Origin of the sequence: Paenibacillus sp. FSL H3-0321 (genome assembly GCF_038002865.1) — a bacterium.
Classification (GTDB): Bacteria; Bacillota; Bacilli; order Paenibacillales; family Paenibacillaceae; genus Paenibacillus_AQ.
In genome coordinates, this window is record NZ_JBBODH010000001.1 from 1,912,863 (window position 1) to 1,928,947 (window position 16,085).

The following is a 16,085-nucleotide window of genomic DNA, read 5'->3' on the forward strand; positions in this document are numbered from 1 at the left end:
CATGGGTCGCTCCATAGGCGCAATGCAATATAGTTTAGGTTTAAAATAGAGTCAATCTTAAATAGAGGCCCACTAAAGTGATAAACAATGTAGGAATCGTCAATATAATTCCGGTCTTAAAATATGTGCCCCAGGAGATTTTCACACCTTTGCCCGAGAGCACATGCAGCCACAGCAGCGTGGCCAGTGATCCGATCGGCGTAATCTTCGGGCCTAGATCTGAGCCGATGACATTGGCATATATCAAAGCTTCCTTAATGATTCCGGAGGTATGTGTGGCGTCGATAGCCAGTGCGTCAATCATGACTGTAGGCAGGTTATTCATTACCGATGAAATGACAGCGGCTATAAAGCCCATCCCCATTGTGGCAGCGAATACCCCCTGATCGGCAACAACCTGAATCAAATCCGCTAGTATATCCATTAACCCGGCATTCCGCAATCCATACACAACAACATACATCCCGACAGAAAAGAACACGATCGCCCATGGTGCGCCCTTAACTACTTCCATCGTTGAAATAGCAGAGCTTCTTCTGGCCATGAGCAGGAAAAAGATCGCAATAATCCCAGCCACCACAGAAACCGGAATGTTCAGGAATTCACTGACGAAGTATCCAACCAGCAGAATCGCAAGCACAAGCCAGGACAGTTTGAACATTTTTGGGTCTTCGATCGCCTCTTGCGGATGTTTAAGCTCTGAGCTGTCGAAGTTACGCGGGATGCTTTTACGGAAGAAGAGGTATAGCACCAGGGTACTTGCTGCCAAAGAAAACAGTGTAGGTATCAGCATATGCCCTGCATAGTCCATGAAGCTGATTCCGAAGAAGTCCGCCGATACGATATTGACCAGATTGCTTACCACCAGCGGCAATGAGGTCGTATCCGCAATAAAGCCGCTGGCGATGATGAAGGGAAAGACCTTTTTCTCATCAAAATTCAGCGCACGGACCATGGCCAGGACAATAGGTGTCAGGATAAGCGCCGCTCCGTCATTGGCAAAAAATGCAGCCACTACCGCCCCAAGAAGAGTGACATAGATGAACATCCGGGTTCCATTCCCTCGTGCAGCTCTCGCCATATGCAGGGCAGCCCATTCAAAGATCCCAACCTTATCAAGGATTAAGGAAATCAGAATAATCGCAACAAACGCCAGTGTAGCATTCCACACGATTAAGGTAACATCGAGAACATCGTTAAAGCTGACTACACCTGCCAGCAAAGCGAGAATCGCACCTCCGCAGGCCGACCAGCCGATAGACAGGTTCCTGGGCTGCCAAATAACAAAAACCAATGTGAGCAAAAATATAAGAATTGCAAGTATTACCAAGTCTGACCCTCCCGTTTATGTATGATCTCTATTTAGTCACAGCAGACAGTACCAGACACCTTGTTCAGCCTTGCCAGAATCTCTTTGGAATCCGGCGTATACTCAAGAATAGCCTGAATATGCGGCTTGTCTTTGATATTCAGGGAATAATGAACCCATTGCCCTCTTTTCTGTTCCTTGACCAGTCCTTTGCTTTTGAGTTTGCGCAAGTGCTGACTGATCGCGGGCTGTGAAATATCAAATAGTTCAACGAATTCACAGACACACCACTCCCGTTCTTTCAATAACGAAAGCATAGAGAGACGTGTTTTGTCACCCAGCAGCTTCAGATCATCCACGAGTTCATTTAGAACATCCATGCAGGTTTCTCCTTTCTAATATATAAGTCATTACTTATATTCTAAAACGCTATTTAGAATTAAGCAACCTCGGTCCGGACAGGACATCACAAATACTCATCCGCAGCGCTTGAGGCTGCACAAGCGCTGCGGATGAGTAAGATCATCTATTTGCAATTTAAGTTGATATACAAGTTATTACGCGACTGCACATGGAAGTTCGAATACAAAGCAGCTTCCCTGTTCACACGAATCCTTAAGCCATACTCTCCCGTTCATCAATTCGGCAAGTTGCTTACAGATTGAGAGTCCTAATCCCGCACCGCCAAATTTGCCCGGAGTTATTTTATCATGAATTTGCGAGAAGGAATGGAACAGACTGTTCATTTGTTCAGCCGGCAGGCCGATCCCGGTATCCCTTACCTCGAAAGTAACGATGACCCCGCCCTCTGGGGCAGCTTGATTCCGGATTGACAGGCAAACCTCACCGTTTTCCGTGAATTTAAGTGCATTCCCAAGCAGGTTGGTCAAGACCTGACGGATTTTATTGCTGTCTCCCAGCAGTTTGGGATTGGCCTCGCTATCGAAAACGGCCGACAATTTCAGGCCCTTCTTCTCTGCTTCTGTAGAGAATAATTGCAATACTTGGCCCACGACATCACGGACAATAAACGGGCTGTTGTCGAGCGTCATTGTGCCAGCCTCCATTTTGGAATAATCCAGGATCTGATCCATCATAGCGAGCAGATTACTGCCACTCTTCTCGATGACATCGACGTATATGGACTGTTCCTCGGAGAGCTCGGTAGACTCCAGCAAGCTTGCCATGCCAATGACACCATTCATCGGTGTACGAATTTCGTGGCTGAGCACTGCAAGCAGATTATTCTTGTCCTCCAGCACCTGCGCAGCTATTTCTTCAGCCTCTCTCAGCTGTATGAGCGTTGACTCCATTTCAAGCAGTACGGTGAAAAAGGCTGACAAAGAAAGCAATAATTCAATATCCCGTTCCTGATACTGATAGAAATCCTGGTCAAAAGAGCAAAGCGAACCGTAAAACTCGCCTTTTTCATTACGGATCGGAACTCCGATAAACGAACAACCGCCTACGAATTGAGTCGCATCCATGTCTTTGGTTAACGGATGGGTAAGATTATTGTTAATAAGCAGCGGGCCCTGGGCATGCTCCGTCACCAGCGCGCAGTAAGACTCCTCATTGTCTACTACCAGGCCCTCTCCCAAGATGAGCTTGTCCCGGTTGTATGCTTTCATCACCTTTGTAGAGAGACTATCCAGATTCGCGATGCAGAAGGTATTTGCGGGGATTAACTTGCTTGCTGTATCCATAACGTTGGCAGCCGAATCATATAACTTTATGGAAATAACCGACAATACATCAATAAATTCTGTCTTTAACATAATGCCGTTCGTCCCTTCTAGTCCTGCTAATTCCAAGACCACACACATTTCACACCGCTGTTAACAATATCACATTCTATGCAAATGAGATACATTCCCCATATTATTCCCAGTTTCTGTTGTCATTGATTTCCTTCTTGCGATTGAAGGCGTCCTCCAGATTAATGTCCAGCTTGTTAGCTAAATCAAAGATGTTCCACACCACATCATACATCTCATAACCGAGATTCTCTTTCTTCTCGGCATCGGGATGAAAGGACACAGACAGCACCTCTTTCGACAACTCACCAACCTCAGTCATCAAGTACAACATCCGCTGCTCAATGGTACTCCTGTCAAAACCTTTCACTTCACTAAATTCTCTTACGTACTGTTGGAACTCCGCTGTGTTCATTCCCCTGCTCCTCACCTTTATTCAAATAAAAACATTCAATTATTCCTCAAATATAATATATACCATTTATCCCGCAGAACAAAAGTTTGCAACAAGGAACAAGGACATGACAGCGTTAGCGGTTAATAGGTGATTTTAGGCATTAGACAACCTAAAATAAGCATATTTAGTTACATAAACCCTGAAGAGACGGTGATTAATCCATGACCCATAACCAAGAATTCAAAGTCTATATTATAACCTCCGGCGATATCCTGCGCTTCTTTGTCATCGAAATTATCCTTGGGACCGTGACCTATTCTATAGCGTTGAAGCTTTTCCACAATGTCCTCTTGGCAAGTGCCGGAGGATGGGCCGGCACGGAAGGAATCAAGCGGCTGAACACTTTAAGGAAGTTCCTGTAACCGCTAAGAGCAAGCTGAAACAGTATCATGCAAAAAACCTAAAACAGCAGAAAATATCAAAATCAATTATTTCCTTTCTTGTAAAGTAAAACAGGAAAGGTAAGGTGACTATTTTGAAAAAAACTACAGCGTATTATAAAACCTTTGAAGGAGACAGTTATCAAATTGGCGTATTGCTTGGTAAATGGGCGTTGTCCAAACCGGAAATGCTCAAAGCTATGTTGCTCCCTCCAAAAGTGTACCCTCAAAAGAAATTAGAGGAAATCACTGAACTATTGGATCAATATTGCAGCGGTATCAATGAAGAAATACAAGGATTCGCAGATACCGTTGGTATTGAACGCGGTCAAGCATTGTTTTACGCTATGACCTATTTAGAACGCGGATGCAGCTTGATTGCGGCAATGCCTGCCAAAACACAGGAAGGACATACTATCCTTGCGAGGAATTATGAGTTCTCCGATGTGATGGAGGAGCTTTGCTTTAGCTATACTCAACCAACTGGTAAATACAAGCATCTCGGCTCTATGATTAACCTATTTGGTCGCGGTGATGGGATGAATGAATGTGGCCTCGCCGTTGCCCAAGCCTCCTGCGGAATGCCTGTCGGTAATTTTGAGGGCGGACAGAAGGCGGAAGTAAGCGGCCTGCAGTTCTGGGCTGTAATTCGCGGAATTCTGGAAAATTGCCAAAACGTTAAGGAAGCAGTTAATTATTGCATGGAGGTTCCCATCGGGTACAACATGAATTTGATGCTTGCCGATAAAAGTGGTGAAATAGCCTTGTTTGAATGTATTGATGGACACAAGGCGAATAAGTTACTGGATGGCCAAACAGAAGAATCTTTTTTAAGTGCTACCAATCACGCAGTACTTACTGAGCTAAAGTCCTTTGAGAAAGTGATCCTAGAAAATTCCATGATTAGAAACGACCTTATTGTCCACTTTAGCCACGCAAGGGAAAAATTCACGAAAACAGATATAAAACAATTGCTATCTTCACCCTATCCAAATGGGTTATGCTGCCACTACTACGGAGACTTTTTCGGCACACTGCGTTCTATGATTTTTGATGTTACAGCAGGACAAGTGGAAATGACCTTTGGTTCCCCACAGCAGAATGATTGGCAGTTGTTTACTTTCGCTTCACAGAAGGATATGGAATTTTCTGTACAGCTTCCTTACGAACAGACACCAAAAAACTTTTATAATATTTTATAATTTGAGAAAGAGAGGCTGCTATGGACTATAGGCTGCAACTGGAAAAAGCATTGGTTTTTATTGAAAGCAATCTAAATAACGCTATCTCCGTTACTGATGTTGCTAAAGCAGCCTCCTATTCGTATTATCATTTCCATCGTTTTTTTCAAGCAATGATGGGAGAAACCGCAGGAAGTTATATACGCTCCAGAAGACTGACACAGGCCGCGAAGGAATTGCTATACACTAATAAAAGAATTTTAGATATTGCGGTTTCTCTGCAGTTTGAATCCCATGAAGCTTTCAGCCGGGCCTTTAAATCCCAGTATCATATGACACCGAATCAATACCGCAAAAACCGTGTAGAGACCATCCTTGGCAGCCGCAGGGAAATCACTAAACCTGAAATACAGCATCGGTGTAATTCTATTACGCTGCGGCCGCAAATTGTCGATGTTGAACCCAAACAGCTCGTTGGCATACGATTTCAAACTAGTGTTGCAAACAATCAAAGCGTTAGTAAGTGGGAATATTTCCAGTCTCGGGTTCATGAAATCCATCATGCGCTTCCTGACTCCTGCCGTTATGGCATCTTTGAGTCTGCACAAGGCTGTACATTTGATTCGTTCAGTGAGCAGAGCCAAACAAGCGAATTTATCGGAATAGAAGTAAACGAACCAAGCCTTGCTCCAGATAAAATGTGTTATAAAAAGTTCCCCGGAGGAAAATACGCACGATTCACACACACTGGAAAGGTATACTCATTGTTTCAAAGTTATCAGTATATCTGGGGAGCTTGGCTGTCTGCAAGCGATGTAGAACTGGCTGCCAGGGATGATTTCGAATGCTATTCTGAACGGTTTCTAGGCGCGGATAACCCCGAATCTCAGATTGATATTTATTTTCCGATTAAATAATTAATCAGTGTCCATCTATCCCGGGGATTCATCATGAATTCTGATGCGATGGCTACGACTAGATCTTTTTCTGGAATACAGCAAATGACATTGCCGCCGTCTCCCATAGCTAAGTATGCGGAAACTCCATCCTCTTGGCGTAACCACCATAGGTAGCCGTACTTATTAGGGTTCATTGCTGTGGATTCGCGGGTCCATGCACCCGAAACAACCTCATGTTCGTCCCAAATGCCACCGTTCAGATATAGGAGACCAAAACGTGCCATATCACGGGGACTTAGTGTAAGTCCCCAGCCTCCTGTGGAGTTGCCGTTCGGATCTGTAACCCATCCCTTCACATTTTCCCCGAATAGATCCTCAAAGCCGAACGATTTCATTTCATAATCCGGAATTTCTTTCATCCCGATGGGTTTAAATAAACATTCGTTGGCAAACTCACGGGCACTTTTTCCTGTGCTGCGAGTGAGGATAGCGGAAAGCAGATGTGCCCCTGCGGTGGAATACTTAAAGGTTCCAATACTACCTTGTTGGCCGAGCAGATCCAAAGTGTATTTTACCCAGTCAGGCTGCATGCACATCTTGTCGAGCGGTTCTTGCCAGTCCTCAAATGAATAGGGAGCCGTCATCGTGAGAAGATGGCGAATGCTGACTTCTTGTTTCTGCTTATCAGCACCTTGAGCATATTCAGGGAAAAAATCGAGCACCTTCTGGTCTACATTGCGAATATATCCTGCATCTATGGCAATGCCAACGAGAGCAGATATGACACTTTTCGTTACAGAGGCTACATGATGCGTATCCTCCGGGCCATAGCCGTTATAATAGCTTTCATAAGCCATGTATCCGTTTCTCACAACAACAATACCGTTTATATTGCTGTACTCCGATTTAATGATTGGATCAAGCGCTGTAAGCTTCTCAGCATCCTTCCTCAAGGTTGCCGGGTCTGGGGCTTGCAGCCATTCTGAAGTGGGCCAGTAGTTTCTTTGCATGATAGACACCTCTCTACAAGACGTTTTTAAATTTTCTTTACAGGAAAATATATCTCGGTAACGTGATCCTCAGGACCGGTGCCTTGATAAGGGTCGGTTACATAAATTTCATAGGGTGATTTCACCATTACATAGCCCTCATTCTCTATCCATTCCCTCAGCTTGGCATAGACCGAAGTCAATTCCGAATATGATCCCTTTAAAACAGACTTCGCACACAGGCCTCCAGGCAGATTACGCGTTCCGTTTACCGTTTCTTTTACCGGGATGGCAAACTCGATATCATTGCTGGCCGGATTGTATTCAGCGCTGTGATAAATTGTCATGGGTGTACCCAGCGAGGTGAGTTTTTCAGTCGCAATCCTCTCATATAACCTGCTAAAATACTTTCCGTATCCAAAAGCATAGTCATCCCTGCTCATCATCTGACGCATATAAAGCATATTTATTGGCCGGGTTTCAACAAGTTGCACTTCAATATCGTCCATATAGGACATAATCGGCAGGCCCTTCTCTACATTTAAAATATCGTTGCTTATTTGTTGCAGTGTTTGTTCAAAAGCTTTCAGCTTGTCCTCTATTTCTCTTTTCTTGCGATCCAGGGCAGAACGAAGCTTCTCATCGGATTGATCCTCTTCCCAGTCCAGAAGAGCTTTGATTTCTTCCAGTGAAAAATGATAGGATTTCAAACGGTTGATAAAGAGCATCTTTTTAAGCTGCCTGATAGAATAATACCTATAGCCATTTTCCGGATTAATCTCATCAGGTTTAATTAATCCCATTTCATCATAATATCGGAGCGTTTTTGTAGATACTTCGCATATCTTCGAGAAGTCTCCAATCGACAGCAAGCCGTCCCCTCCATTCCTTGTATTTGTATCCACTATGCACCTTCCCCTAAGGGCAAAGTCAACTACAAAATAATAAAGGCGCAGAGACCGGAATTAACGGCTTCTGCACCTCGTCAGTCTGAAATATTGCTTGCACCAGAGGTACATGCCGGGGCTGTCTCCCTGAATCCGCAGGAATTTGCGCATCACATGAAATGCAACCTTTTAGCCACTGGGAACGTTTGGTAGGTAACCCGGAGGTGTTCCTTATGAGAAAAGCAGCCTTGCTCGTTCTGTTGTTCACTCTGTTCCTGCCCGCCCCAAGCACATCAGCCTTATCCTGTGTACAACTGCTTTCCATGGAAGCGGCCTATGATACATACGATGGAGTCGTCATTGGACATGTGGAGGATGTCGTGCAAATCAGCTCCAACAACCAAATCCATATGACGGTAGTACGCAGTTTCAAAACGATCACGGAACCTTCCCTTGTCGTTGACGAAAATATGACTTGGGGTGCGATGAACGGCCCCAGCGAAGAAGGCAGTGATTATCTTTTTTTTCTGAGGCAAAAGGACGGCAAGTGGGAAAATCCGTTATGTTCCCCTTCCGTAAAGATTTCGGACGCCTACGTAGACCTGGAGTTTCTGAAGGATAAAGAAATCAGCATTTCCCCATCACCTAGTCCTACCGTGAGTCCAGCCGCTGAAAGTCCTTCGACTGCAAGTGCCGCCAATGCCGGTGCTGAACCAGCAGCCGGACAAGCTGGAGACAGCCGGCACCTCTGGATTGCTGCGGGGATAGCAGGTGTAGGCCTCATTACCGGATTGTTTCTTCTGCGCTATTTCAAGCGGAACAGGTAGCTTTTGCAGTTCTTCGACTGTAAAATTATCATCTTTATCAGGTTAATTGAAAATAGCGGTTGGCATTATGGTAGCAAATATCCTGAACGATGCCTCCAAGGAATGAAAGATCCCGCGGGGCCTCCCCGCTGGTCACCCAGCCGCCGATATGGTTGCACAGAATCCGGCGGAAATACTCATGACGTGTATAGGACAGGAAAGACCTCGAGTCTGTCAGCATCCCTACAAAGCAGCTGAGCAGCCCCAGATTGGATAAGGAAGTAATTTGTTTGATCATTCCGTCCTTCTGGTCGTTGTACCACCAGCCGGAGCCGAATTGAATCTTCCCTTTGACTCCTTCGCCTTGGAAAGACCCCGCCATCGCAGCCAGCACATCATTCTGCACTGCATTCAAATTGTAGAGAATGGTCCGGGGAAGCTCGCCGGTCCGGTCCAGCCCGTCGAGCAGCTTGTATAAGTTGTCCGCGTAGCTGCGGTCACCGATGATGTCGAAGCCCGTGTCCGGACCAAGCTCCCGGAACATGCGTGTGTTCGGATTGCGGATCGCACCGATATGCAGCTGCATCGCCCAGTCGTGGGCGGCATATTTGCGGCCCATGGCTAAGAACAACGCTGTTGCGTACTGATCGCATTCCAGTCTGCTCAAGGTCTCGCCGCTCAGCCGCTTGCTGAAGATCGTCTCCAGTACAGATGGCGGCGCCTCAGCATAAGGAAGGTGTGAGAAGCCATGGTCAGAGATCATACAGCCCTGCTGGTCAAAGTATTCAATTCGCTCCAGCAGCGCGCGTTCCATCAGTTCATAGGAGGTGATGGCATACCCTACGGTCTGCTCCAGGTTTGCTACATAACCCGGAAAGGATTCCGCTTCAATCAGCAGTGCCTTATCCGGCCGGAAGGTCGACGTCACCCCGGTCTTGAACTCTTTGTCTCCGGCAATCTGCTCATGGTACCGCAGATCATCCACCGGATCATCCGTCGTGCAGATCCATTTCACCCTGGAACGGGTAATCAGCCCCCGGGCCGTGAAGCCGTCCTGGGCAATCAAGGTGTTGCAGTGGTCATAGATCTTCCGCCAGTTGTCCTGACTCAGCTGCTCCTCTACGCCAAAGTAAGCTTTCAGCTCCAGCGCCGACCAATGGTACAGCGGGTTGCCGACAGTATAGGGAAGCACCTCGCTCCACTTGGCAAACTTTTCTTCATCAGAGGCATTGCCGGTAATATATCTCTCTTCGATCCCGAATGTTCTCAGTGCACGCCATTTATAGTGGTCTCCACCCAGCCAGACCTCGGCAATATTATTGAAGCGTTTATTGTCGGCAATGGCTTTCGGGTCCAGATGGCAATGATAGTCGATAATAGGCAGAGCTTCCGCATACTCATGATAGAGTATCCGGGCCTCCTCTGACTGCAACAGAAAATCCTCATGAATAAAAGGCTTCATCCTTATGCTCCTTTACCCTTATTTCAGGTATTTCTCCAATGTGCTCCGCACAGCTCCCGGGCCGGCCAGCATTTCAAGGAACATACCCTCAATCTTCTCCCCAAGGCCGATGTCATAGAGCCGAACACCAAAGAGCTGCCCGTCTTCAAGAATTGGCCGCACATTTACCGCGGTAGCTCCGAGTGAAACTCCCTGCAAATGTCCTTGCAGCACCTCAAGCAGCGGGTCCGGACTCAATGTGAAAGGTTTGCCTTCATCATCTACTCCAAGCAGATAGCGGCACCAGACGGCAATCGCCAGCGGGATAGCTGTCAGCTGCGCCGGATCAAGATCCTCCCGGCGGATATACGATTTAATGGTTTCTCCAAACCGTATGCCCACCTTCTGTGAGGTGTCGGTCGCGATCCGCTGCGGGGTATCAGGGATAAACGGATTGGCGAAGCGTTCTGTCAATACTTCGTCCAGGAACTGCTTTGGACTGAGAATCCCCGGATCCACTACGACCGGCAATCCCTCTTTGTAGCCGATTATTTCCACGAATTTACGCAGCGTATCATCCTTCATCTCATCGGCGATCAGGGTGTAGCCAAGCAGACAGCCGGATACGGCAAGCGCGGTATGCAGCGGATTGAGGCAGGTTGTTACCTTCATCGTCTCCACGTTGTTGACTGTATCGCGGTCGGTAAAGATAATCCCTGCTTCCTCCAGCGCCGGACGGCCATTCGTGAACTTGTCTTCAATCACCAGATATTCGCTGATCTCCGCGTTTACGAATGGGGCTGTATAGGTATTCTTGGAAGTGACGATGACATCCATATCGCCGATTCCCTGTTCCAGCAGCGCCGCCTGGACCGTTTCGGACGGGCGCGGCGTAATTTTGTCGATCATGGACAGCGGGAAGGCGATTAGCCGCTCGTCCTCCAGATAAGTCACAAATCCTTCTTCGACAAGTCCCTTGCCGGCCCACTCTTTGGCAATGGTCACGACACCGTTCTTCAGCTTATCGCCATTGTGGGAGCAGTTGTCCATGCTCACAAAGGTCATCGGGTATTGGCCCTTCAGGTAGCGGCGGTAGGCCAGGGAAGCCACGATGCTCATCGCATGCACCGGCTGCTCCGGCCCGCCTGCGATATCCTTTTCCACGATGCCGAGATACTGTCCGTTCGGGCCTGTCAGTGAGTAACCCTTCTCCGTAATGGTGAAGCTGGCCATCTGCAGGCTGGGATTCTCGAACACCTCAGTCAGACGGCGGTAATCCGCTTCACGGTTCTTGTCGGCTGCGATTCCCTCAACAATGCTGCTGACGATCTTTTTCTGGAAATCACCGCGTGCGTTCATCAGCACGAGCAGTGTCAGATTGTCGTATGGCTTGTAGACCTTATCGATCATCTCAAAATCGAACGTTTCCGCCGCGATGATCCCGGTGTCCGCTTTGCCGCTGTCCAGCAGCTTCTGGTGGGCATTCGCCACGAATCCGCGGAAGATGTTGCCTGCACCGAAATGAACCCATTCCGGCTTCACCTGTGTATTCTTCGCCACCTGATCAAAGTCAAAGCGCGGAAGCTCTACACCCGCAGCCTTCCAGGCTGCTTCATCAGAGATACTGCTTCGGCTTAAGCGCAGCATTTAGTTCGCCCCCTTGACATTGTCAAGACTGTCCCATACGCCAAGGAGATACATGATGCCCATGGCTCTGTCATATAGGCCGTAACCCGGACGGCAGTTTTTCTCTTCGCCCCATAGATGCCGCCCGTGGTCCGGACGCACATAACCGGTATATCCATTCTCATGATAGGCTTTGACAACTTCAGCCACATCCACACTGCCATCACGCCCGCGGTGCGACACCTCTATAAAGTCACCGTTCTCAAACACCTTCACGTTGCGGATATGGGCAAAATGAATACGGTCATGGAACTCGCGGATCATCGCCGGCAGGTCGTTCTCCGGATTCGTGCCCAGCGATCCTGTGCAGAAGGTTAGACCGTTGTAGGGACTGTCCACCAAATCCAGGAACCTGCGGATCATTTCCCGGTTGCGGATAATGCGCGGCAGGCCAAAGATCGGCCAGGCCGGATCGTCGGGATGGATCGCCATCTTGATGTCCACTTCCTCGCATACCGGAATAATGCGTTCCAGGAAGTATTTGAGGTTCTCGAACAGCTTATCTTCCGTAACATCTGCATAGGCTGCGAACAGCTCATCCAGCTTCGCCAGCCGCTCAGGCTCCCAGCCCGGCATTGTGAATTGTCCGGCGCCTTTCAGAATCCGGTCCACCATCTCACGCGGATTATTGGTAATGGCAGCCTTTTCATAAAAGAGGGCATTGGAGCCGTCCGGCAATTCCTTGTACAGCTCTGTGCGGGTCCAGTCGAATACAGGCATGAAATTATAGCAGATGACTTTTACGCCCACTTTGGACAATTTGCGGATCGTGTCGATATAAATATCTATATATTTATCACGGGACGGCAGGCCGATTTTGATATCATCATGAACGTTGACGCTCTCCACCACAGCTGTGCTGAAGCCTTTGGCAGTGATTTGATCCGCCACTTCCTGGATCCGTTCCATTTCCCACACTTCACCGGCTACTTTATCGTGCAAAGACCAGACGATACCCATAACCCCCGGAATCTGCCGGATATGGTCAAGCGTAATGTTGTCATTGCCTTCACCATACCATCTCCACGTCATGTTCATTGATAGAACCTCCTCTGATTTTACCTCTAGTATCTTGTATACAAGATTTCCTTGATCATAAAATACAGCCATTAAGTTGTCAATATATCTTTCGAAAACATTATCGTTTACTTTAATAAACCTCTACAATGATGTATACTAGGTCTTAAAAACGACAATGGAGCAGGAGTACAATGTCAATTAAAGAAGAAATTATGAATTCGCTAAAGAACGAAATTCTTACCCTGACGCTGAAACCCGGTACCATTCTAAGTGAGACCGCCTTGTCCGAACGGTTTCAGATATCAAGAACACCTTTACGCGATGTGCTGAAACAGCTCAGCCGGGAGTCCTACATTGATGTTTATCCCAAAAAGGGCAATTTGGTCTCTTATATTGACCTGGAGTCGGTCGAACAGATTATTTACCTGCGAAGTGTTCTGGAAAAAGAGATTATCAAATATCTGTCCACTCATCTTGTACTCAAAGGCGTACATGAACTGAAAGATATTTTGCAGCAGCAGAAAGCCGCCATCCATGAAGAATCGGCCACAGAGCAGTTTCTCCGCCTGGACGATGCATTCCACGCTGCCCTGTTCAGGTTAGCCGGCCGGGAGTTCCTGTGGAATCTGATTCAGCAGTCCAATGTGCATTATGAAAGATACCGCAGACTGCACATGCTGAGAACGGAGAAGCTTGAGGAAATCTGGAATGAGCATCAGCGTATCCTTGAATACATGATGCAAAAGGAAACCGAGTCCATTGAGGCGTTGATTCATCACCATCTGCGGGAGGATATCAATTCGCTATACCTGCAGGAGAACTTCTCGGAGTACATCAGAACATAAATGAAAAAGGGCTGTCTCCACAGTAGAAACCTCTACTGTGGAGACAGCTCTTTATTGTTCGTACATGGACCAAGCATAGTGAAACCTATGTATCGTGCTCCAGCCTAATCCGTAATTCCAAAATCATGAAGCAGCTGCTGCTTGTCGAGCGCAGGCAGACCCAGCGGTTCGCGAAATTTCTGCAGCTTCACCAGCAGATCCTCTTCTTTGGCATAGACATAAGGGCTCTTCCAGACCGAATCCAGTGTAATCAGCTCACTGGATGAAGGCTTCATGGATTTATAATTCAGAATCCAGTCACGGAGCTGAACCTTGTCGATATCGGTGCGGATATTCTCCCCCAGGATGTCGATGATATCCCCCAGCTGAGCGAGCCCGTTAACAGAATCCAGCTTGCCCAGAATCAGGTTCAAGACCTCCTGCTGCCGCTCATTGCGGGATATATCTGAGGATTCAGCCGTTCCCCGGTTCGACTTGCGGTAACGGACGAAATCCAGCACTTCCTTGCCGCTTAAATGCTGCATCCCTTTAGTCAGATTAATATTCGTTCCGTCCGCATTATCCACATAGCGCATATTCATCGGCACATCGATATCCAGTCCGCCAAGCTCATCCACTATGCTGCTGAACGCCTCAAAATTAACCAGAATCATATGGTCAATGTCGACCTGCAGAATGCTGCTGTAGAACTCCTTGGTCTTGCTTAGATCCTCACCTTTGTTATGTGAGTAATAATAAGCGTAATAATAATTGGCCTTATGCGTGCCGATATCACTGCTTGTGATCTTCATGTCACGGGGGATGGACAGGATGGACAGCTTTTTGCTCACAGGCTCATAGACCACCGGCATCAGCACATCCGTATTCAGCGTCCCTCCGCTGCCGCTCCGGTTGTCCACACCGGCGAGTAAGAACGTGAGCGGTTTATTCTCATCCACGGCATCCGCAGCCTCGGCCGAAGCTCCAGGCATAGGCGATGCAGGACTTGCCGTTTCACTGGGAGTCGTTCCCGATGCCGAAATCCGGTCAAGTGCCCGTTCAGCCTTATAATACAAAGTTCCTGCATAAACAGCTCCAGCGATCAGACACGTACCCAGCACAGCGGTCACGCTAAGCAGCGTTTTGCGGTTACGTGATTTGCTGCGCTGCGCTTTCCTTCTCTTGCTTCGTTCTTGCATTCCCTTCCTCCTGTTTACTCTCATTAGTATAAGGAATTATAGCATAGACCGGTGTTAATGCTCAAAAAATGGCAGAGATCAAGCTGACCGCTTGTGCCTTTAACAAAATACTCTTCACAGGCAAGTTGTTGATTTAATAGCCTTCCGGCATACAAAAACCGCAGCTAAACCGGCTGCGGTTTCCATCATTTGTAACCTGAACTATTTGCTTATGTGTGAAAATAATTACAGCTTGACCATTTGCCCCGTCTTCTGGGATTCGAATGCAGCCAAAATAACTTTCAGGGATCTCAGACCTTCTTCCCCAGAGATCGCCGGAGGTGTATCCGTTACGATGGATTTCACGAAATCATCAATGACACCACTCGGCACTTGTTTTTCATTGGTCGCCATAGCGCCCACTTTGTAGGTCTCGACCGTACCATTCGTAAGCTCTACGATCACTTCGTCACCCTCTACAGTACCAATCTTCATCACGCCATGCTCGCACCATAACACGGTACTGTTGTCTCCGCCTCTGTATTGTGTCCAGCTGGCAACCAGTGTTCCGATGGCGCCGCTCTTCATACGCAGGATGCAGGCTGCGTTATCATCGACTTCCGTGCCTTCTTTGTGCAAAGTGCTGATAAAGCCGGCAACTTCGGAGACTTCGTCGTTCAGCAAATAACGGATAAAGTCTGATTTGTGTACACCCAGGTCGCCCATCGCGCCCATGATTGCTTCTTCTTTGCGGAAAAACCAGCTGTCTGCACCGTCTACACTCCAGCCCTCCGGACCCGGGTGCCCAAAGGACGTGCGGAATGTGAGCACTCTGCCCAGTTTGCCGGAGTCGAGAATTTCTTTGGCCTTCACATGAGGCGGCATCAGACGCTGATTATGTCCAACCATCAGGTACACTCCGTTTTTACGGGCAGCTTCGATCATCTGCTCACCTTCTTCAGCGGAGCATGCCATGGGTTTTTCCACCAGAACATGTTTGCCTGCATTGGCCGCCGCAATAGCCATTGAAGCATGCAGATAGTTCGGCGTACATACGCTGACCGCATCCACTTCTTCATTAGCCAGTAATTCCTCGTAGCTGGCATAACCTTTGCCGCCATAGGTTTCGGCCATTTTCTCGGCGCGCTCCATGATAGGATCTGCAAAAGCAACCAGCTCTACGTGTTCACTCGCTGCATACTCTGGAATATGTCTGCGCTCGGCGATGGCGCCGCAGCCGAATACAGCAACTTTGATTTTTTTCATGTTAA

General features: G+C 47.7%; 16 protein-coding genes. 5 read left to right on the forward strand and 11 right to left on the reverse strand.

All coding sequences use genetic code 11. From position 1 onward, the window contains the following. Positions 1–40: 40 nt before the first annotated feature. From MHI45_RS08535 to MHI45_RS08550, 4 genes are all read right to left on the reverse strand, one after another. Positions 41–1,330, reverse strand: coding sequence for an arsenic transporter (locus tag MHI45_RS08535; RefSeq protein WP_076113787.1), 1,290 nt, complete (start codon positions 1,328–1,330; stop codon positions 41–43). Positions 1,331–1,362: 32 nt separating this feature from the next. Then, on the reverse strand, positions 1,363–1,689 hold the full coding sequence (locus tag MHI45_RS08540) for an ArsR/SmtB family transcription factor (protein WP_076113788.1): 327 nt from the start codon (positions 1,687–1,689) through the stop codon (positions 1,363–1,365). Positions 1,690–1,866: 177 nt separating this feature from the next. After that, positions 1,867–3,087 (reverse strand): GAF domain-containing sensor histidine kinase, encoded by a 1,221-nt coding sequence (locus tag MHI45_RS08545; RefSeq protein WP_076113789.1) that lies wholly within the window; start codon positions 3,085–3,087, stop codon positions 1,867–1,869. Positions 3,088–3,190: 103 nt separating this feature from the next. After that, on the reverse strand, positions 3,191–3,481 hold the full coding sequence (locus MHI45_RS08550) for a MazG-like family protein (RefSeq protein WP_076113790.1): 291 nt from the start codon (positions 3,479–3,481) through the stop codon (positions 3,191–3,193). Between the two features lie 203 nt (positions 3,482–3,684). Between MHI45_RS08550 and MHI45_RS08555 the strand changes: the two genes are divergently transcribed. From MHI45_RS08555 to MHI45_RS08565, 3 genes are all read left to right on the forward strand, one after another. Next, a complete protein-coding gene (locus MHI45_RS08555; RefSeq protein ID WP_076113791.1) occupies positions 3,685–3,885 on the forward strand; it encodes a hypothetical protein in 201 nt (66 codons plus the stop codon). Between the two features lie 104 nt (positions 3,886–3,989). Beyond that, positions 3,990–5,105 carry a C45 family autoproteolytic acyltransferase/hydolase gene (locus tag MHI45_RS08560; RefSeq protein ID WP_256718250.1) on the forward strand — a complete coding sequence of 372 codons (1,116 nt, stop codon included), beginning with the start codon at positions 3,990–3,992 and terminating at the stop codon, positions 5,103–5,105. Positions 5,106–5,125: 20 nt separating this feature from the next. Beyond that, entirely contained in the window at positions 5,126–6,001 is an 876-nt protein-coding gene (locus MHI45_RS08565) for an effector binding domain-containing protein (RefSeq protein WP_076113792.1), read from the forward strand. Here MHI45_RS08565 and MHI45_RS08570 read toward each other — a convergent pair. Next, a complete protein-coding gene (locus MHI45_RS08570) occupies positions 5,983–6,993 on the reverse strand; it encodes a serine hydrolase domain-containing protein (protein ID WP_076113793.1) in 1,011 nt (336 codons plus the stop codon). The genes MHI45_RS08565 and MHI45_RS08570 overlap by 19 nt on opposite strands. Before the next feature lie 26 nt (positions 6,994–7,019). Continuing rightward, a complete protein-coding gene (locus tag MHI45_RS08575) occupies positions 7,020–7,844 on the reverse strand; it encodes a MerR family transcriptional regulator (RefSeq protein ID WP_076113794.1) in 825 nt (274 codons plus the stop codon). Between the two features lie 248 nt (positions 7,845–8,092). Between MHI45_RS08575 and MHI45_RS08580 the strand changes: the two genes are divergently transcribed. Continuing rightward, the gene (locus tag MHI45_RS08580) at positions 8,093–8,686 is read left to right on the forward strand and encodes a hypothetical protein (protein ID WP_038595168.1); all 594 of its coding nucleotides are present in this window, start codon (positions 8,093–8,095) and stop codon (positions 8,684–8,686) included. A gap of 37 nt (positions 8,687–8,723) precedes the next feature. Here the strand turns inward: MHI45_RS08580 and uxaC are convergent, their stop codons facing one another. Genes uxaC through uxuA form a run of 3 tightly spaced genes read right to left on the reverse strand, consistent with a single transcriptional unit; the run spans position 8,724 to position 12,830 of the window. Next, the gene (gene uxaC, locus MHI45_RS08585; RefSeq protein WP_076113795.1) at positions 8,724–10,127 is read right to left on the reverse strand and encodes a glucuronate isomerase; all 1,404 of its coding nucleotides are present in this window, start codon (positions 10,125–10,127) and stop codon (positions 8,724–8,726) included. 18 nt (positions 10,128–10,145) lie between these two features. Continuing rightward, positions 10,146–11,753, reverse strand: a complete 1,608-nt coding sequence (locus MHI45_RS08590) for a mannitol dehydrogenase family protein (protein WP_340897154.1) — start codon at positions 11,751–11,753, stop codon at positions 10,146–10,148. Beyond that, the gene (gene uxuA, locus MHI45_RS08595) at positions 11,754–12,830 is read right to left on the reverse strand and encodes a mannonate dehydratase (protein WP_340897153.1); all 1,077 of its coding nucleotides are present in this window, start codon (positions 12,828–12,830) and stop codon (positions 11,754–11,756) included. Positions 12,831–13,003: 173 nt separating this feature from the next. Here uxuA and MHI45_RS08600 point away from each other — a divergent pair, with 173 nt between their 5' ends. Beyond that, positions 13,004–13,657: a GntR family transcriptional regulator gene (locus MHI45_RS08600; protein WP_340897152.1), complete on the forward strand. Its 654-nt coding sequence runs from the start codon at positions 13,004–13,006 to the stop codon at positions 13,655–13,657. 104 nt (positions 13,658–13,761) lie between these two features. Here MHI45_RS08600 and MHI45_RS08605 read toward each other — a convergent pair whose 3' ends face one another. Both MHI45_RS08605 and MHI45_RS08610 read right to left on the reverse strand, forming a co-directional pair. After that, positions 13,762–14,835, reverse strand: a complete 1,074-nt coding sequence (locus MHI45_RS08605; RefSeq protein WP_340897151.1) for an LCP family protein — start codon at positions 14,833–14,835, stop codon at positions 13,762–13,764. Between the two features lie 225 nt (positions 14,836–15,060). Then, positions 15,061–16,080 carry a Gfo/Idh/MocA family protein gene (locus MHI45_RS08610; RefSeq protein WP_340897150.1) on the reverse strand — a complete coding sequence of 340 codons (1,020 nt, stop codon included), beginning with the start codon at positions 16,078–16,080 and terminating at the stop codon, positions 15,061–15,063. Positions 16,081–16,085 lie beyond the last annotated feature (5 nt).